Annotated in this window: 17 protein-coding genes and 2 riboswitches; of the genes, 9 read left to right on the top strand and 8 right to left on the bottom strand. The window is 67.0% G+C overall.

Translation table 11 applies throughout. From position 1 onward, the window contains the following. Nucleotides 1-60: 60 nt before the first annotated feature. Complete coding sequence (locus IC40_RS0110750; RefSeq protein WP_162179264.1) at nt 61-1551, bottom strand: gamma-aminobutyraldehyde dehydrogenase; 1491 nt, start codon at nt 1549-1551, stop codon at nt 61-63. Between the two features lie 100 nt (nt 1552-1651). Here IC40_RS0110750 and IC40_RS0110745 point away from each other — a divergent pair, with 100 nt between their 5' ends. The 3 genes from IC40_RS0110745 to IC40_RS0110735 all read left to right on the top strand — a co-directional run bounded on the left by IC40_RS0110745 (nt 1652) and on the right by IC40_RS0110735 (nt 4918). Then, nucleotides 1652-2173 carry an Lrp/AsnC family transcriptional regulator gene (locus tag IC40_RS0110745; protein ID WP_019510115.1) on the top strand — a complete coding sequence of 174 codons (522 nt, stop codon included), beginning with the start codon at nt 1652-1654 and terminating at the stop codon, nt 2171-2173. Further along, on the top strand, nt 2170-3555 hold the full coding sequence (locus tag IC40_RS0110740) for an aspartate aminotransferase family protein (protein WP_030134714.1): 1386 nt from the start codon (nt 2170-2172) through the stop codon (nt 3553-3555). Before IC40_RS0110745 ends, IC40_RS0110740 begins: the two co-directional genes overlap by 4 nt. A gap of 160 nt (nt 3556-3715) precedes the next feature. Further along, complete coding sequence (locus IC40_RS0110735; RefSeq protein WP_030134713.1) at nt 3716-4918, top strand: D-alanyl-D-alanine carboxypeptidase family protein; 1203 nt, start codon at nt 3716-3718, stop codon at nt 4916-4918. A gap of 10 nt (nt 4919-4928) precedes the next feature. Here IC40_RS0110735 and IC40_RS0110730 read toward each other — a convergent pair whose 3' ends face one another. Then, on the bottom strand, nt 4929-5741 hold the full coding sequence (locus tag IC40_RS0110730; protein ID WP_081843417.1) for a nitronate monooxygenase: 813 nt from the start codon (nt 5739-5741) through the stop codon (nt 4929-4931). Between the two features lie 62 nt (nt 5742-5803). Then, nucleotides 5804-5868, top strand: a riboswitch (guanidine-III (ykkC-III) riboswitch). Nucleotides 5869-5880: 12 nt separating this feature from the next. Between IC40_RS0110730 and IC40_RS0110725 the strand changes: the two genes are divergently transcribed. Further along, nucleotides 5881-6198 (top strand): DMT family transporter, encoded by a 318-nt coding sequence (locus tag IC40_RS0110725; RefSeq protein ID WP_030134711.1) that lies wholly within the window; start codon nt 5881-5883, stop codon nt 6196-6198. On the opposite strand, the gene yhjD is transcribed toward IC40_RS0110725, so the two are convergent. From yhjD to IC40_RS0110710, 3 genes are all read right to left on the bottom strand, one after another. Then, the gene (gene yhjD, locus IC40_RS0110720; RefSeq protein ID WP_042509969.1) at nt 6192-7250 is read right to left on the bottom strand and encodes an inner membrane protein YhjD; all 1059 of its coding nucleotides are present in this window, start codon (nt 7248-7250) and stop codon (nt 6192-6194) included. The two genes, IC40_RS0110725 and yhjD, sit on opposite strands and share 7 nt — an antisense overlap. Nucleotides 7251-7260: 10 nt before the next feature. Beyond that, nucleotides 7261-8289: a tryptophan--tRNA ligase gene (gene trpS, locus IC40_RS0110715; protein ID WP_030134709.1), complete on the bottom strand. Its 1029-nt coding sequence runs from the start codon at nt 8287-8289 to the stop codon at nt 7261-7263. A 100-nt stretch (nt 8290-8389) separates the two neighbouring features. Further along, nucleotides 8390-9202 carry an exodeoxyribonuclease III gene (locus tag IC40_RS0110710; RefSeq protein WP_030134708.1) on the bottom strand — a complete coding sequence of 271 codons (813 nt, stop codon included), beginning with the start codon at nt 9200-9202 and terminating at the stop codon, nt 8390-8392. Between the two features lie 101 nt (nt 9203-9303). Between IC40_RS0110710 and IC40_RS0110705 the strand changes: the two genes are divergently transcribed. Continuing rightward, nucleotides 9304-10143, top strand: a complete 840-nt coding sequence (locus IC40_RS0110705) for an epoxide hydrolase EphH (protein WP_030134707.1) — start codon at nt 9304-9306, stop codon at nt 10141-10143. A 106-nt stretch (nt 10144-10249) separates the two neighbouring features. Here the strand turns inward: IC40_RS0110705 and IC40_RS0110700 are convergent, their stop codons facing one another. Continuing rightward, nucleotides 10250-12487: an NADP-dependent isocitrate dehydrogenase gene (locus IC40_RS0110700; RefSeq protein ID WP_030134706.1), complete on the bottom strand. Its 2238-nt coding sequence runs from the start codon at nt 12485-12487 to the stop codon at nt 10250-10252. A 256-nt stretch (nt 12488-12743) separates the two neighbouring features. Next, nucleotides 12744-12880: riboswitch (SAM riboswitch) on the top strand. A 42-nt stretch (nt 12881-12922) separates the two neighbouring features. Between IC40_RS0110700 and IC40_RS0110695 the strand changes: the two genes are divergently transcribed. From IC40_RS0110695 to IC40_RS0110685, 3 genes are read left to right on the top strand one after another with little or no spacing between them, the layout of a single operon-like run. Further along, complete coding sequence (locus IC40_RS0110695) at nt 12923-14248, top strand: bifunctional o-acetylhomoserine/o-acetylserine sulfhydrylase (protein WP_042509970.1); 1326 nt, start codon at nt 12923-12925, stop codon at nt 14246-14248. A gap of 6 nt (nt 14249-14254) precedes the next feature. Further along, the gene (metX, locus tag IC40_RS0110690) at nt 14255-15400 is read left to right on the top strand and encodes a homoserine O-acetyltransferase MetX (RefSeq protein WP_110783489.1); all 1146 of its coding nucleotides are present in this window, start codon (nt 14255-14257) and stop codon (nt 15398-15400) included. Beyond that, nucleotides 15397-16125, top strand: a complete 729-nt coding sequence (locus IC40_RS0110685) for a class I SAM-dependent methyltransferase (RefSeq protein ID WP_030134703.1) — start codon at nt 15397-15399, stop codon at nt 16123-16125. The genes metX and IC40_RS0110685 overlap by 4 nt, the downstream gene beginning before the upstream one ends. Here IC40_RS0110685 and IC40_RS0110680 read toward each other — a convergent pair. Continuing rightward, a complete protein-coding gene (locus IC40_RS0110680) occupies nt 16122-16415 on the bottom strand; it encodes a DUF3017 domain-containing protein (protein WP_030134702.1) in 294 nt (97 codons plus the stop codon). The genes IC40_RS0110685 and IC40_RS0110680 overlap by 4 nt on opposite strands. A gap of 28 nt (nt 16416-16443) precedes the next feature. Further along, nucleotides 16444-17289 carry a bifunctional methylenetetrahydrofolate dehydrogenase/methenyltetrahydrofolate cyclohydrolase gene (locus tag IC40_RS0110675; RefSeq protein ID WP_030134701.1) on the bottom strand — a complete coding sequence of 282 codons (846 nt, stop codon included), beginning with the start codon at nt 17287-17289 and terminating at the stop codon, nt 16444-16446. A gap of 28 nt (nt 17290-17317) precedes the next feature. Here IC40_RS0110675 and IC40_RS0110670 point away from each other — a divergent pair, with 28 nt between their 5' ends. Next, nucleotides 17318-18532, top strand: coding sequence for an NADH:flavin oxidoreductase (locus IC40_RS0110670; RefSeq protein WP_030134700.1), 1215 nt, complete (start codon nt 17318-17320; stop codon nt 18530-18532). Nucleotides 18533-18557 lie beyond the last annotated feature (25 nt).

The raw sequence follows: 18557 nt of genomic DNA, 5'->3' as shown, positions 1-18557 counted from the left end.
AGTAGTGATTTGTGGAGTTTCAGCCGCCACCATGGCGGCTGAAACTCCACAAATCGCAGGCTACCGAGACGCGAAAATCGTCCGGTGCCACTCCTTCTCGGCCACCCCGGTGATATCGCTCATCACATGCTTGATGGTCAGGTATTCCTCGAAGCTGTACTGGCTCATGTCCTTACCGAACCCGGACGCCCCGACACCGCCGTGCGGCATCTCGGAGATGATCGGGATGTGGTCGTTGATCCACACACAACCGGCGTTGATCTCACGCGAGGCGCGCTGCGCCCGGTACACGTCACGGGTCCAGGCCGAGGCCGCCAGACCGTAGGCAGTGTCGTTGGCCTGGCGCAGCGCGTCGTCGTCATCGGTGAACGCCCGCACGGTGAGCACCGGACCGAAGATCTCGTCGCGGTAGATCTCCGAGGACTCTGACACGTCCGCGATGAGCGTCGGCCGGTAGAACGCGCCGGGCAGATCGGGAATGACACCGCCGGTGACGATGCGCCCGCCCTGATCGGGGGCGCGGGACACCATCGCGGCCACCTTCTCGCGGTGGGCGTACGTGATCAGCGGACCCAGATCGGTGTCCTTGTCGTGCGGATCGCCGACGACGATCTTGCTCATCACCTCGCCGACCCCGGCCACGAAATCGTCGTAGAGATCACGCGCGACGATGGCCCGGGTGGCCGCGGTGCAGTCCTGTCCGCTGTTGATCAACGCACCGGCCACCGCGCCATGGATGGCCGCGTCGAGGTCCGCATCGTCGAACACCACGAACGGTGCCTTGCCACCTAGCTCGAGCTGCGTGCGGTGACCGTGCAACGCGGCGGCGGCCATCACCTTGCGGCCGACCGGGGTCGACCCGGTGAAGGTCACCACATCCACATCGGGGTGCCCGGCCAGCGCGGTCCCGACATCGCCGCCCGCACCGGTGACGACGTTGAGGATCCCGGCGGGAAGACCCGCTTCGGCGGCGATGCGGGCCAGCGTCAGCGTCGTCAAGGGGGTGATCTCGGCGGGCTTGATGACCACCGCGCATCCCGCGGCGAGGGCCGGAATGACCTTCCAGACCGCCATCTGCAGCGGATAGTTCCACGGCGTGATCGTCGCGACGACGCCGACGGCCTCGCGCCGGATGCTGGAGGTGTGGTCGGCCGAATACTCGGCGCTGGCCTTGCCCTCCAGATGGCGTGCGGCACCCGCGAAGAAGGCGACGTTGTCGATGCTGCCGGGGACGTCGAACTCGGTGGCCAGCCGCACGGGCTTACCGCACTGGGCGACCTCCTCGGCGATGAAGGTGTCGGCGGCCGCTTCCATCAGTTCGGCCAGTTTGGCCAGCACACCTGCCCGCTCCACCGGCGGTGCGGCGGCCCAGGCAGGTTGCGCCGCGCGGGCGGCTGCCACCGCGGCGTCCACATCGGCCGGGGTAGCCAGGGCATATGTGGTGACCACCGCCCCGGTGGCGGGGTTGATGACGTCGAAACTCTGCCCCGTCGTGGTTATTGCTGCACCATTGATCCAACTGCCGGCGATGGCAGGTTTTTGAGCACTCACGAACGTCAAGGCTACGCATTCCGGCGATCGACGGCATGACCAACGCCTGATTTCATACAAATGGTTGCTTGTAACGACGGATTCCGTGCACAATCAAGGCATGTCGCACCCGGACTCTCCGCCCGGCCCCTCCGCCGTGTCACTGCGAATCAACCATTCGCGCCCGGGGGCCGCCTTCCAGCTCGACGAACTGTCCAAGGCCATCATCGAGAAGCTCCAGCAGGATGGCCGGCGTTCCTATGCCGGGATCGGTAAGGCGGTCGGACTGTCGGAAGCGGCGGTGCGCCAGCGCGTGCAGCGCATGGTCGACGCCGGCGTCATGCAGATCGTCGCGGTCACCGACCCGATGCAACTGGGCTTCGCACGTCAGGCCATGATCGGCATCCGCTGCACCGGCGATACGACCAAGGTCGCCGAGAAGCTGGCCCAACTGGAATCCGTCGACTACGTGGTACTGACCGCCGGCACCTTCGATGCCATCGTCGAGGTGGTCTGCGAGGACGACGGTGACCTGCTCGACCTACTCAACACCAAGATCCGCGCCGTCCCGGGAGTGATATCCACCGAAACGTTGGTTTACTTGAAACTCGTTAAGCAGCAATACAACTGGGGCACTAGATGACTATCACCGAAACAACCACGAACACTACCGGCGATCTGGCCGCCAAGGCCCAGCGCCACCTGTGGGGGCACTTCGCGCGCCACGGCGCCGATATAACCCCGCCGATCATCACCCGCGGCGAAGGCACCCGAATCTTCGACGACAAGGGCAACAGCTACATCGACGGCCTGTCCGGCCTGTTCGTCGTCCAGGTCGGCCACGGCCGTGAGGAACTGGCCGCGGCCGCGGCCAAGCAAGCCGAGCAGCTGGCCTTCTTCCCGCTGTGGTCCTACGCGACGCCGACGGCGATCGAGCTGGCCGAGCGGGTCGCCAATTACGCACCGGGCGATCTGAACCGGGTGTTCTTCACCACCGGCGGCGGCGAGGCGGTCGAGTCCGCCTGGAAGCTGGCCAAGCAGTTCTTCAAGCTCACCGGCAAACCCGGTAAGCACAAGGTGGTTTCGCGGTCCATCGCCTACCACGGCACTCCGCAGGGCGCGCTGGCGATCACCGGTATACCCGCCTTCAAGGCTCCCTTCGAGCCGCTGACCCCGGGCGGCTTCCGCGCACCGAACACCAACTTCTACCGCGCGCCCGAACCGTTCGCGCACGACGAGAAGGCCTTCGGTCAGTACTGCGCCGACCGCATCGCCGAGGCCATCGAGTTCGAGGGCCCCGACACCGTCGCCGCAGTCTTCCTCGAGCCGGTGCAAAACGCCGGCGGATGCTTCCCCCCGCCGCCGGGATACTTCGAACGCGTCCGCGAGATCTGCGACGAATACGACGTGCTGCTGGTCTCCGACGAGGTCATCTGCGCTTACGGCCGGATCGGCTCGATGTTCGCCTGCGATGACTTCGGCTATGTGCCCGACATCATCACCAGCGCCAAGGGCTTGACGTCGGGCTACTCACCACTGGGCGCGATGATCGCCAGCGACCGGTTGTTCGAGCCGTTCGACGACGGAAAGACCGTCTTCGGCCACGGCTACACCTTCGGCGGACATCCGGTCTCGGCGGCCGTCGCCCTGGCCAACCTCGACATCTTCGAGCGCGAGGGCATCAACGACCACGTCAAACAGAATGCGCCGGCATTCAAGGCGACGCTGGAGAAGCTCTACGATCTCCCGATCGTCGGCGATGTGCGCGGTGAGGGCTTCTTCTATGGCATCGAACTGGTCAAGGACAAGGCGACCAAGGAGACCTTCGACGACGACGAGTCCGAGCGGTTGCTGCGCGGATTCCTGACCCCGGCACTGTGGGAGGCCGGACTGTACTGCCGCGCCGACGACCGTGGCGACCCAGTGGTGCAGCTGGCGCCGCCGCTGATCAGCGGGCAGGCCGAGTTCGACGCGATCTACGACATCCTGCACAACGTGCTGTCCGAGGCGGCGCGCCGGCTCTGAGCGCCGCGAGCACCGACGGTGCACACAGATCGAGGAAGCAGCACACATCTCGCTCTGGGTGCACCGTCGGTGACGTTAAATCACATTAATCACACAAGTCACATCAGCCACAGCGTGGCGAGACGAAAATCGGTCCGCGGTCTCCTAATCTGCAGTCATCATGGCTTCCTTCGCGACGTTGCGCCGAGTGACTTGCGCGGTCACCACGGCATTGATGCTGGCGGGTCCCGCGCTGGTCAGCGCGCCGCTGGCTGGTGCGGAACCGGCGCCGGACCCCTGCCCGTACCGCACCACGACACCGCCGGCGGTCGATGCCTCGGAAGTCCCCAAGCCGGGTGACCCGACCCCGGGCGCGCTGCCGGTTCCCGCGACGCCGTTGGGCGGCGAAGCGCTTGGCGGTTGCGGCATCGTGACCGCCGCAGGTACCGGCCCGGTGCCCGAGGATGTCTCTGCCGAGGCATGGTTGGTTGCCGATCTGGACACCGGTGAGGTCATCGCCGCCAAGGATCCGCACGGCAGGCATCGCCCGGCCAGCATCATCAAGGTGCTCGTCGCGATGCAGTCCATCCAGGAACTGCCCATCAACCGCATCGTCAACGGCACCGAGGGCGACGAGCACGCCGAGGGCAGCCGTGTCGGGGTCAAGAACGGCGAGCGGTACACGATCAACGATCTGCTGCACGGGCTGCTGATGGTGTCCGGCAACGACGCCGCGCACGCGCTGGCGATGCAGCTCGGCGGGATGGACACCGCACTGCAGAAGGTCAACACGCTGGCGCGCAAGCTCGGCGCACGGGACACCCGCGCGGCCACCCCGTCGGGGCTGGACGGCCCGGGGATGAGCACCTCGGCCTACGACATCGGATTGTTCTACCGCTACGCGTGGCAGAACGACACCTTCTCCAAAATCGTTGGTACCGAGAAGTATCCGTGGCCCGCCTACGAGCTGGAGAACGACAACAAGCTGCTGTACAACTACCCCGGCGCGCTCGGCGGCAAGACCGGATACACCGACGACGCCGGCCAGACCTTCGTGGGAGCGGCCGAACGTGACGGGCGTCGGCTGGTTGCCGTCATGCTCAAGGGAACTCGGGTACCGATCGCGCCGTGGGAGCAGGCCGCGCGCCTGCTCGACTACGGCTTCGCCACACCGCCGGGCACCAAGGTCGGCACCCTCATCGAGGCCGACCCCTCACTGGCGGTCGCGAAAACCGAAGAGGCACCGGATCCCACCGCTGTCGCCGCCACCGCACTACCGCCCGCCGACACCGTGCCCGTACGTGTCGGCGTGGGGCTGGTCGGGGCCATCATCGTGTTCGCCCTGATGATGGTGGCCCGGTCGATGAACCGTCAGCGCGCCTGAGCCACGCGACTCACCGCACCGGCCTGCGCAACAGGTCCTCGGCATCCGCGGTCAGCGCGGCGACCAGCTCGCCCGCGTCCACCGGCTGCCGAAGCTGGCCGACACCCTCACCGGCATTGACCGGCGACCCGCGCAGCACCCGCTCGGGAATGTTGGCGGGCCAACGGTATCCGGCCGCGATGTCATGGGCGGAGGTCAGCTCGGTGTCATGACCGGCAACCAGCTCGGCGCGTGCGGATTCCGATGTCAGCGCCTGCGGGCAGGCCGCGAACAATGTGCCGATCCACGCCCCCGACGCGCCCGCGGCCAACACCGCCGCCACCCCGCGCGCGGACCCGATTCCGCCTGCCGACAACACCGGAACATCCACCGCGTCAAGCACTCCCGTCAGCAGTGGCAGGGTGCCGACCAAGGGTTCACCGTGGCCGCCGCCCTCGGCGCCCCGCGCCACCAGCACGTCGACACCGGCGTCCACGGCACGCCGGGCCGCCTCGACCGATGCCACCTGCGTCGTCACCGTCACCCCCGCATCGTGCGCCCGCTGCACCCACGCGAAGTCGGTTCCGAAGCTGACGCTCAACAGCGCCGGCTGCGCCCCAAGCGCGATATCGAGCAGCTCAGGGCTTTCGGCCATCACCCAGTGCACCAACCCGATCCCGAATCGTCCGTGCGCCAAACCGATCTCACGGCGCAACACCTCCGGTGTCCCGGCGCTTCCCAGACCGAGCATGCCCAACCCACCCGCGGCGGTGACCGCCGATGCCAACCGTCCACCCGCGGCACCGCCCATCGGGGCATTCACGATCGGCGTGCGCAGGCCCATCGCCGCGGACCAGGTGGTGACCAGTGACACCGGTGCGACGCTACCGGAATTTGCTACCGTCGATGACGTCACCGTGTGACACCGGACGAGAGGCACCGTACCCGGCCAGCGACAAGACGGCAGCCAAGGGAGGTGTGCCATGGCCTGGCTCGTGCTGGTGATATCCGGGGTGCTGGAAGCCGTCTGGGCGACCGCGCTCGGTAAGTCCGAGGGCCTCAGCAGACTTTGGCCCACAGCGATATTTGGGGTCGCGCTGATACTCTCCATGGCCGGTCTGGCCTATGCGATGCGCACGCTGCCGATCGGCACCAGTTATGCGATCTGGGTGGGCATCGGCGCGGCGCTGACGGTGGGCTATGCGATGCTGACCGGCACCGAGAGCGCTTCGCCGATCAAGGTGGCGCTCATCATCGGGATCATCGGCTGCGTGGTCGGGCTCAAGCTGACCGGTCACTGACGATTACGCCGGAGCAACCTGGCCAGTCCCAACCCTCCGAGAGCCCCCGCGGCGAAACCGGCCGCGGCGCCGGGTAATCCGATGCCCTCCCGGATCTGGACCCGCGGCCGGATCAGCACCGGGCCGGGCGGTTCGACAGGGGCGGCGGCCAGGTTCTCCGCGGCCGTGGCCGCCCAGGCGGTCGAGAACAGGATGAGCCTGGCGGTGATATAGGCGAACACCATCAGACCCAACACCGGCCCGAACGTCGCTCCGGCAGGGCCGGTGAGCACCGACTTGAGGTAGACGGAGGCGACCTGCTTGAAGATCTCGAACGCCACGGCGGCCAGCAGACCCGCCCGCAGTGAACTGCGGAAGCTGACCGACTCGCGCGGAAGCCGGGCGATGATCCAGGTGAACAGCATCCACGAGATGATCAGGGAGGCGAACCACGACGCCACCTGCAGCCCGATGCCCAACCCGGGAACACCGCTCAGTCCCAGCCAGCCGAGCACCGTGGACATCGGTGACTCCTTGCTCAGCGCGGTCAATCCGATCGTCAGCGTCAGTGCGACGAACGCCGACAACAACGCACCCAGATCCGATAGCTTCGTCGCCACGAAACCGGCAGGCTCGTGCCGCTGCTCCCACATCTGGCTGAGAGCCTCGCGCAGGTTGTTCATCCAGCCCAGCCCCGCCCAGGCCGCCGTGGCCAGACCGATCACACCCACCGTGCCGCGGGATTCGATGGCGGAGTCCATCAGGTCGACCAGCTGTGCGCCCAAGTCCCCCGAGACCACCGAACGGATCTTGGCCTCCGCCTCGAGCATCAGGTCGGGCTGGTTGGCGAGCACGAAACCGGCGATCGAGAACCCGACCATCAGCAGCGGGAACAGCGCGAAGATGGTGAAATAGGTGATGCCGGCGGCGTAGAAGTCGCCCTTGCAGTCGTTGTAGCGTTCCTGGGCGAGCATCACCCGGTTGAACCACGCGAACCGACTCCGCAGCCGGTCCATGAAGCCGGGACCGTCCTGCTCGGACTGTGCTGTCGCTACCGCGTCGCGGCCGGCCATGTGCTACCCCTCAGTGCGTCGGCGCCAGGAAACCCAGCCGGTCATATACCCGCTCGACGGTGGCTGAAGCCACCGCGGCGGCCCGCTCTGCACCCCTGGCGAGTACCGCCTGCAGTTCGGCGGGATCGGCGATCAGCTCGTCGACGCGCGCCTTGATGGGCGTGACGAACTCGACGACCGCGTCGGCTGTCTCGGTTTTCAGATCGCCGTATCCGCGGCCCTGGTAGCCCGCGACCAGGGTGTCGACATCGGTACCGGTGACGGCGGACTGGATGGTCAGCAGGTTGGACACGCCGGGCTTGGCGTCGCGGTCGAACCGGATCTCGCGCTCGCTGTCGGTGACCGCCGAGCGGATCTTCTTGGCGGTCTTCTTCGGGTCGTCGAGAAGGCTGATCAGGCCCGCGTCGGTGGTGGCGGACTTGCTCATCTTCGCCGTCGGGTCCTGCAGGTCGAAGATCTTGGCGGTGGCCTTCGGGATGGTCGCCTCGGGCACGACGAAGGTGCCGGGGAAGCGGGCGTTGATGCGCTCGGCGAGGTCGCGGGCGAGCTCGAGATGCTGACGCTGGTCCTCGCCGACGGGCACCAGATCGGTGTCGTAGAGCAGGATGTCGGCGGCCATCAGCACCGGGTAGGTGAACAGCCCGACGGTGGTCGCCTCGGCCCCCTGCTTCTGGGACTTGTCCTTGAACTGCGTCATCCGCGAGGCCTGCCCGTACCCGGTGAAACAACCGAGCACCCAGGCCAGTTGGGTGTGGGCGGGCACATGGCTCTGCACGAAGACCGTTGCCTGCTCCGGGTCGACGCCGAGCGCCAGGTACTGCGCGGCGGTGACGAGGGTGCGCTTGCGCAGCACCTCGGGATCCTGGGCGATGGTGATGGCGTGCAGGTCCACGACGCAGAAGTAGGCGTCATAGTCGCGCTGCATGCTCACCCACTGGTTGACCGCCCCCAGGGCGTTGCCGAGGTGCAACGAGTCGGAGGTGGGCTGTGCACCGGAGAACACGACCTGGCGAGCGGCGGCGCCGCGTGGTTCATTCATGATCACTGCATTTTGTCATGCGACCATCGGCGGTCCTGCCTGCCACCGGACGACCCGGCGTCCATGAATGTCGGCGATGCGGGCGACGACGCCCGGCCGGTCAGGAGAACTGCACCGTGACCGGCGCATGGTCGGACCAGCGCAGGGCGTACAGCTCGGCGCGCTCGACCCGCGCCGAGACCGCGCGGGCGGCCAGCGCCGGGCTGGCCAGGTGGTAGTCGATGCGCCAGCCCGCGTCGTTGTCGAACGCCTTGCCGCGCCACGACCACCAGCTGTACGGCCCGGGCACATCGGGGTGCAGCGCGCGCACCACGTCGACCCAGCCGGTGGCCAGTAGATCGGTGAGCCATTGCCGTTCGCTGGGCAGGAAGCCCGACTTCTTGACGTTGTTCTTCCAGGCCTTGATGTCGTTCTCGGTGTGCGCGATGTTCCAGTCCCCGCACAGCACGGCGTCGTTTCCGTCGTGCATCGCCCGATCGAGCAGCACGGCCATCCGTGCCTGCACGGCGGCCATGAACCGCTCCTTCTCCAGCTGCCGGTCGGTTTCGGCCTCCCCGGTGGGCAGGTAGACGCTGGCCACCGTGACGCCTGCGGTGTCGACCTCGATGTAGCGACCGTGGGCGGCGAACTCATCGGCGCCGGCGCCGATGCGAACCGCGTCGAACGGCGTCCGGGAGAGCACCGCGACACCGTTGCGGCCCTTCACATGTGGCTCGGCCGAGGCGAGATGCCAACCGTCGGCCAGTGCCGGGGCCAGCGCATCGGCCAGCTGCGCGTCGTCGGCGCGGGTCTCCTGCAGGCAGATGACGTCGGCTTCGGTCTCCTTCAACCAGGGCAGCATGCCGAGGTTGGTTTCGGAGCGCTGCTTGACCGCGGCACGGATGCCGTTGGCGTTCACGGTGGTGACGATCACGGACGACGACCCTAGTGGAGCGCACCGACACCGCAGGGATTCCCCCGGTCGCCGCCGTCGGATCTTGCGGTACCCGGGGTACCGCCATACTGTCGAGCGCTATGACCCAGCGCGCACCCATCCACCTCGGATCGGGTGAACCAGTCCTGATGTTGCATCCGTTCCTGTGTTCACAGAACGTGTGGTCCACCGTCGCCGGCCAACTCGCCGGCACGGGCCGATTCGAGGTGCTGGCACCGACCATGGTCGGCCATCATGGTGGCGCCCGCTCCGGCACCTGGTTCCTGGACACCGCGGCGCTGGTCGACGACGTCGAGCGTCGGATGGATCAGATCGGCTGGGAGACAGCGCATATCGTCGGTAATTCGCTCGGGGGTTGGGTTGCCTTCGAGCTGGAGCGACGGGGTCGGGCACGCACGCTGACCGCCATCGCCCCGGCCGGCGGCTGGCGCCAGCACTCCCCCACCAAGTACGAGACGGTGTTGAAGTTCCTGCTCGGCGGGCCGGCCCTGATCGCGGCACGACTGTTCGGCCCGCGCATCCTCGACGCGCCCTTCGGGACCCGGATCGCCACGCTGCCGGTCAGCGGGCCCGCCGATGGTCCGAGCCGGGCGGATCTGGAGGCGCTGGTACAGGATGCGACCCATTGCACCGCCTACGTCCAACTGCTGGTCAAGACCCTGCGACTGCCGGGATTGCTGGAATTGGCCCAGGTCGGTGTGCCGACACAGCTGGTGCTGTGCGAGAAAGATCGGGTGTTCCCCAGCCCGCGCGGGACGAAGTACTTCATCGAGAATCTGCCCACCGATGCCGAGGTGACCCGGTTGCCGGGCGTCGGGCACATCCCGATGCTCGAGGCGCCCGGACAGGTCAGCGGGCTGATCGCCGACTTCGTCGACCAGCACACCGAACCGACGCGGGCGGCGCCGCCGGCGGGCTAGGCGCGACGCCCGCACGGATCGAACAACGCGGCCCGAAACGTAGTACTGCCGGTGGTACCACTACGCGAGCAGTACTACCGGCAGTACCAATACTGGCGGCCCGATGTCAGCTGCGGGCCGACTCCAGCACCGAGTTGAAGGTCTTGGACGGACGCATCACCGCGGCGGTCTTCTCGGGGTCCGGGTAGTAGTACCCACCGATGTCGACATGACCGCCCTGTACCTCGTTGAGCTCGTTGACGATGGCTTCCTCGTTCTCGGCCAGCGACTTGGCCAGCGGCGCGAAGTGCTCGGCCAACTCCTTATCCTCGGTCTGCTCGGCCAACGCCTGCGCCCAGTACAGCGACAGGTAGAACTGGCTGCCGCGGTTGTCCAGCTCGCCCGCCTTTCGCGAGGGAGACTTGTTCTCGTCCAGCAGCTTTCCGACGGCGGTGTCCAACGTGTCGGCCAGCACCTTGGCCTTGGCGTTGTCGGTCTTGTTGCCGAGATCCTCCAGGCTGGCGCCGATGGCCAGGAACTCACCGAGTGAATCCCAGCGCAGGTGGTTTTCCTCGATCAGCTGGCTGACATGCTTGGGCGCCGAGCCACCGGCACCGGTCTCGTACAGCCCGCCGCCGGCCATCAGCGGCACGATCGAGAGCATCTTGGCGCTGGTGCCCAGCTCAAGAATCGGGAACAGGTCGGTCAGGTAGTCACGAAGGATGTTGCCGGTCGCGGCAATGGTGTCCTGCCCGCGGATGACGCGTTCCAGCGTGTAGCGCATGGCCCAGACCTGCGGCAGGATCGTGATGTCCAGGCCCTCGGTGTCCTCCTCCTTGAGGTAGGCCTTGACCTTCTTGCGCAGTTCGTTCTCGTGCGGGCGCTCGTCGTCGAGCCAGAACACCGTCGTCATGCCGGAGAGCCGGGCCCGGTTCACGGCCAGCTTCACCCAGTCCCGGATCGGCGCGTCCTTGACGATCGGCATCCGCCAGATGTCGCCGGCCTCGACCTTCTGGCTCAGCAACACCTCGCCGGTGTCGACGTCGACGATGTCGGCAACCCCGTCCTCCGGGATCTCGAAGGTCTTGTCGTGGCTGCCGTACTCCTCGGCCTTCTGCGCCATCAGACCGACGTTGGGCACCGTGCCCATGGTGGTGGGGTCGAACTGACCGTGGGTCTTACAGAAGTTGATCATCTCCTGGTACATCCGGGAGAAGGTCGACTCGGGGTTGACGGCCTTGGTGTCCTTGGTGCGGCCGTCGGCGCCGTACATCTTGCCGCCGAGCCGGATCATCGCGGGCATCGACGCGTCGACGATCACATCGCTGGGCGAATGGAAGTTGGAGATGCCCTTGGCGGAATCGACCATCGCGAGCTCCGGGCGGTGCTCGTGGCACTTGTGCAGGTCGTCGATGATCTCTTCGCGTTGGCTGGCGGGCAGCGTCTCGATCTTGTCGTACAGATCGGACAGGCCGTTGTTGACGTTGACACCCAGCTCGTCGAAGAGCTTGCCGTGCTTGGCGAACGCGTCCTTGTAGAACACCTTCACAGCGTGGCCGAACACGATGGGATGGCTCACCTTCATCATGGTGGCCTTGACGTGCAGCGAGAACATCACACCGGTCTTGTAGGCATCCTCGATCTGCTCCTCGTAGAACTCGATGAGGGCCTTCTTGGACATGTACATCGAATCGATGACATCGCCGTTGTCGAGCTTGACCTCGGGCTTGAGCACGATGGTCTGGCCACCATCGGTCTTGAGCTCCATGCGGACGGTGCGATCCTTGTCCAGCGTCATCGACTGCTCGCCGTGGTAGAAGTCGCCGGTCTTCATGGTCGCGACGTGGGTACGCGATGCCTGCGACCACTGGCCCATGCTGTGCGGGTGCTTGCGGGCGTACTCCTTGACCGCCTTGGGTGCGCGTCGATCCGAGTTCCCCTCGCGCAGGACCGGGTTGACCGCACTGCCCAGGATCTTGCCGTACCGCTGGCGGATCTCCTTTTCCTCGTCCGTCTTCGGATCACCCGGGAAATCGGGCAGGTCGTAACCCTTGGCCTTGAGCTCCTTGATGGCGGCCAGCAACTGCGGCACCGAGGCGCTGATGTTCGGCAGCTTGATGATGTTGGCGCTGGGATCCTGGGTCAGCTCGCCGAGGTGCGCGAGGTTGTCGGGCACCTTCTGCTCGTCGGTGAGACGGTCGCTGAACTCCGCCAGGATGCGCGCGGCCACGGAGATGTCGCTGGTCTTGACGTCGATGCCGGCGGCATCGGCGAACGTACGGATCACCGGCAGGAAGGCGTACGTCGCCAACAGCGGCGCCTCGTCGGTCAACGTGTAGATGATGGTCGGCTGCTCGGCGCTCATGTGTACTCCCGGCGTCACTGTCGGACAGGTGTAGCGAAAGTCGGCGCTGCCGTATGTGATTCAGCAGCGTGGCAATCGCACGGCGGACCGCCCGCGGCCGCATGTTCGACGGTCGGGGACTGTCCTCACCGGCAACACTACAAGGGCCGATGAATCCACGATGGGTCAGCTTTCACTACTGGTCAGTAGGTTTGTCCTGACAGCGACGGCAGAACCAGGTGGCACGGCATCGAGTCGGTGAGCTAGTCTTTGTTTCGGTCATGAGTGCCAGCACCAAGCCCCGGCTTGCTGGCCGGCAACCCTCCAACCGCGGTGGGGTGCTCCGGGTGAAGACCAGGTTGAGTAGTCGCACGTCTTTTTCGACGACAAGCGACCACACGGCAAGCGCGGGTCCGTATCGACGGACCCCCAGAGACAGATGGAGGTTCGTTCTTCATGAGCACACCAGAACAAGACTGGTCATTCGAGACCAAGCAGATCCACGCCGGTCAGACGCCCGACACGGCGACCAACTCCCGGGCCCTGCCGATCTACCAGACCACCTCGTACACGTTCCGTGACACCGCGCATGCCGCGGCACTGTTCGGCCTGGCCGAACCCGGCAACATCTACACCCGCATCATGAACCCGACGACCGATGTCGTCGAGCAGCGCCTGGCTGCCCTCGAAGGCGGTGTCGCGGCGCTGTTCCTGTCCTCCGGTCAGGCCGCCGAGACGTTCGCGATCCTCAACCTGGCGCAGGCCGGCGATCACATCGTGTCCAGCCCGCGGCTCTACGGCGGCACCTACAACCTGCTGCACTACACGCTGCCCAAGCTGGGTATCGAGACGACATTCGTGGACAACCCGGACGATCCGGAGTCCTGGCGCGCGGCCATCCGACCGAACACCAAGGCCTTCTTCGCCGAGACGATCTCCAACCCGCAGATCGACGTCCTCGACATCCCGTCGGTCGCCGAGGTCGCCCACGCCGACGGCATCCCGCTGATCGTCGACAACACCATCGCCACGCCGTATCTGATCCAGCCGATCGCGCACGGCGCCGACATCGTCGTGCACTCGGCGACCAAGTACCTCGGCGGTCACGGTTCCGCCATCGCCGGTGTGATCGTCGACAGCGGGAAGTTCGACTGGACCCAGGGGCGCCACCCCGGATTCACCACCCCGGATCCGAGCTATCACGGCGTGGTGTTCGCCGAACTCGGCCCGCCCGCCTACGCACTCAAGGCGCGCGTCCAACTGCTGCGTGACCTCGGGTCTGCGGTCGCCCCGTTCAACGCGTTCCTCATCGCGCAGGGTCTGGAGACGCTGAGCCTGCGCATCGAGCGCCACGTGGCCAATGCGCAGCGCGTCGCCGAATATCTGGAGGCCCGCGACGAGGTCATCTCGGTGAACTACGCCGGACTGCCCAGCTCACCGTGGTACCAGGTGGGGCGCAAGCTGGCGCCCAAGGGCACCGGCGCGGTGCTGGCATTCGAACTGGCCGGCGGCATCGCGGCCGGTGAGGCGTTCGTCAACGCACTGACGTTGCACAGCCACGTCGCGAACATCGGTGACGTGCGGTCGCTGGTGATCCATCCCGCCTCCACCACCCACCAGCAGCTCAGCCCCCAGGAGCAGCTCAGCACCGGCGTGACCCCCGGTCTGGTGCGGCTGGCAGTGGGCATCGAGGGAATCGACGACATCCTGGCCGATCTCGACCGCGGATTCGCGGCCGCCCGCGCCTTCGCGGGTTCCGGGCAGAGCGTCGCATCGGTGTGAGGCGATATGACCATCTTCGACTTACGGCGCGACGACATACAGAGCGACGCGGTGTCGACGCTGCCCGCTGAGGGTGAGATCGGCGTCGTCGAGATCGGCGACCTGACTCTGGAGAGCGGCGTCGTCCTCCCGGCCGTCTCGATCGCTGTGCAGCGCTGGGGCGAACTGTCCGCAGCCAAAGACAACGTCGTCATGGTGCTGCACGCGCTGACCGGCGACTCGCACATCACCGGGCCGGTTGGCCCGGACCACCCGACACCGGGATGGTGGGACGGGGTGGCCGGCCACGGCGCCACCATCGACACCACTCGCTGGTGCGCCATCGCCACCAACGCACTGGGCGGTTGCCGCGGCTCGACCGGCCCCAGTTCCCTTGCACCCGACGGAAAGCCTTGGGGCTCAAGGTTTCCAGCAATCACCATTCGCGATCAGGTGAATGCCGACTTGGCCGCACTGGCCGCACTGGGCATCACCGGGGTCGCCGCGGTGATCGGCGGCTCGATGGGCGGGGCGCGCGCACTGGAGTGGATCGTCGGTCATCCCGACACCGTGCGCGCCGGGCTGATCCTTGCCGTCGGGGCACGGGCCACGGCTGATCAGATCGGCACCCAGAGCACTCAGGTCGCCGCAATCAAGGCCGACCCGGATTGGCAGGGCGGTGACTATTACGGCACCGACCGCAGTCCGGCCGCGGGCCTGGAGATCGCGCGGCGCATCGCACACCTGACCTACCGCGGTGAGGCCGAACTGGATTCGCGATTCGCCAACGACGCCCAGGGCGACGAGGACCCGACCGCCGGCGGCCGCTACGCGGTGCAGAGCTATCTGGAGCACCAGGGCGGCAAGCTGGTGTCGCGGTTCGACGCCGGAACCTACGTGGCCCTGACCGACGCGTTGAGCAGTCACGACGTCGGGCGTGGACGCGGTGGGGTGGCGGCCGCGCTGGCCGGCTGCCCGGTGCCGGTATTGATCGCCGGCATCACCTCCGACCGGCTCTATCCGCTGCGTCAGCAGCAGGAGCTGGCCGAGTTGCTGCCCGGTTGCCCCGGTCTCTCGGTGGTCGACTCCATCTATGGTCACGACGGTTTCCTGGTGGAGACCGACGCGGTCGCGCCGCTGATCCGACAGACGCTGGAGATGGCACGACGGTGAGCAAGCCGGACCCGCGCTCACTGTCATTCGGCGAAGAGGCCGCCGCCTATGAGCGCGGCCGTCCGTCCTATCCCCCGGACGCCATCGACTGGCTTCTGCCGCACGGCGCGCGCACCGTCCTCGACCTCGGGGCCGGAACGGGCAAACTGACCGTTCGGCTGGTCGAACGCGGCCTCGATGTGGTTGCGGTGGACCCGATCCCGGAGATGCTTGAGGTGCTGTCCTCGTCGTTGCCGGGCACCCCTGCCCTGCTCGGGACCGCCGAGGAGATCCCGCTTCCCGATGACAGTGTCGATTGCGTGCTGGTGGCGCAGGCCTGGCACTGGTTCGATCCGCAGCGCGCCGCCGACGAGGTGGCCAGGGTGCTGCGTCCGGGCGGCCGGCTGGGATTGGTCTGGAACACCCGCGACGAGCGGATGGGCTGGGTCAAGGATCTGGGTGCGATCATCGGCCACGAACACGACCCGCTCAACGACCGGGTGACGCTCACCGAGCCGTTCGGGACGATCGAGCGCACGCAGGTCGAGTGGACCAGTTACCTGACCCCGCAGGCGCTCATCGACCTGGTGGCCTCGCGCAGCTACTGCATCACCTCACCCGCCGAGGTGCGCACCCGCACCCTGGACCGGGTGCGCGAACTGTTGGCCACCCACCCGGCACTGGCCAACAGCAGCGGACTGGCGCTGCCGTATGTCACCGTGGGCATCCGGGCCGATCTGGCCTAGCTGGTGCCCAGCGGGTCGATGGTCCAGGCGATGTAGAGCATCACCGCGCTGACCGATGCGGTGGTCGCGAAATCGATTGCGCGCGTTCGCACCACGAGCAGTCCGGCCCGGTCGTCGGACAGTGCCAGCCGCAGCGCCGCGGCCACCCCGACCGCGATCCCCATCACCAGGGCGCCACGGCGCCAGTACCCGGCGATCACCAGCACGAACGAGGCCGCGAAGATCAGCGCGACCAGCAGGATCGGCCACTGGCCGGCAAGCACCTTGCGGGCGAATTCCTGTGGTGTCATGTGCACTTCGCCCACGTGCTCATCGCCGTCACCCGCGCTCCGCGCGCTCCACGACATTGGTCAGCAGGAAGGCCCGTGTCAACGGACCCACCCCACCCGGGTTCGGCGACACATACCCGGCGACGTCCCAGACGTCGGGTGCCACGTCCCCGGTCAGCTTGCCGTCGACGCGGCTCACACCGACGTCGACGACGGCCGCACCGGGCTTCACCATGTCGGCGGTGACCAGGTACGGCACGCCGACGGCGGCGACGATGATGTCGGCCTGCCGCGTCAGCTCGGCAAGGTCGCGGGTTCCGGTGTGGCACAACGTCACCGTGGCATTCTCGGATCGGCGGGTGAGCAGCAGACCCAGTGGACGGCCCACTGTGACACCGCGACCGATAACCACGACGTGCGCACCGGCGATGGGCACGTCGAAGCGCCGCAGCAGGTGCACGATGCCACGTGGGGTGCACGGCAGCGGAGCTTCTTTGCCGAGCACCAGCCGGCCCAGGTTGGTCGGGTGCAGCCCGTCGGCATCCTTATCGGGGTCGATGCGCTCCAGGGCGGCGTTCTCGTCCAAATGCTTGGGCAGGGGCAGCTGGACGATGTATCCGGTGCACTCGGGGTTGGCGTTGAGCTCGTCGATCACGGCGTCCAACTCGGCCTGGCTGATATCGGCGGGCAGATCACGCCGGATGGAGTTGATACCGACCTTGGCGCAATCGGCATGCTTTCCCCGCACATAGGCCTGCGATCCGGGGTCATCACCGACCAGGATCGTGCCCAGCCCGGGGGTCCGGCCCGCCGCCGTCAGCTTCGCGACCCGCTCTTTGAGATCGTCGAGAATCTCGTCGCGAGTCGCCTTACCGTCCAGAATCGTCGCTGCCACGGAACACATTGTGGCAGGCTCGCCCGGTATGAACACCCAGGCAGAAGTGTTCACCGACGTATTCGGTGCGGCCAAGCTCGGGCCGGTGACGTTGCGCAACCGGATCATCAAGGCCGCCACCTTCGAGGCGGCAAGCCCGAACGCGCTGGTCACCGACGATCTGATCAGGTATCACCAATTGCCTGCCGCCGGCGGTGTCGGCATGACGACGGTCGCCTATTGCGCGGTGGCGCCGGGCGGGCGCACCGACGGCTGGCAGATCTGGATGCGGCCCGAGGCCGTCCCCGGCCTGCGCAGGCTCACCGACGCGGTACATGCCGAGGGCGCGGCGATCAGCGCCCAGATCGGCCACGCCGGCCCGGTGGCCAACGCGCGGACCAACAAGGCGCCGGCGCTGGCACCCATCCGATTCTTCAACCCGCTGTCGATGCGTTTCGCCCGCAAAGCCACCAAGGACGACATCCGCGATGTCATCGCAGCGCATGCCGACGCGGCCCGGCTGGCCATCGATGCCGGTTTCGACGCCGTCGAGGTTCATCTCGGGCACAACTATCTCGCCAGCTCGTTTCTGTCACCGCTGCTCAACCGGCGCACCGACGAGTTCGGGGGCTCATTGCAGAACCGCGCGAAGGTGGCCAGGGGTGTGGTGCGGGCCGTGCGCGATGCCGTCGAGAGCCACGGCGGCGCCAAGATCGCCGTCACCGCCAAGCTAACCATGACCGACGGGGTGCGTGGCGGTATCCCGCTCGACGAGGCGTTGCAGACCGCGAAGTGGCTGGAAGAAGACGGCGGTCTGGACGCCATCGAGCTGACCGCCGGCAGCTCCCTGGTCAACCCCATGTACCTGTTCCACGGCGATGCCCCGATCAAGGAGTTCGCGGGCGCCTTCACCCCACCGATCAGCTGGGGCATGCGGATGACCGGCAAGAAGTTCCTGCGGGAATACCCCTACCGCGAGGCGTACCTGCTACGGCATGCCCGGGCATTTCGGGCCGAACTCGACATGCCGCTGATCCTGCTCGGCGGTATCACCAATCGGGAAACGATGGACAAGGCGATGGCCGAGGGTTTCGAGTTCGTCGCGATGGGCCGTGCGCTGCTGGCCGAGCCGGATCTGGTCAACCGCATCAAGGCCGATTCGTCGGTCAGGTCGGCATGTACGCACTGCAACCGATGCATGCCGACGATCTACACCCACACCCACTGCGTGGTCACCGGGGCACCGGATACCTTGACGTCCTGAGGCCGTCCGCCAGAGCGACGGTATG

This window comes from Mycolicibacterium neoaurum ATCC 25795, from assembly GCF_000691525.1.
Lineage (GTDB): Bacteria > Actinomycetota > Actinomycetes > Mycobacteriales > Mycobacteriaceae > Mycobacterium > Mycobacterium neoaurum.
The sequence above is the reverse complement of the archived record's forward strand: the minus strand, read 5'-3'. Positions and strand labels throughout refer to the sequence as shown.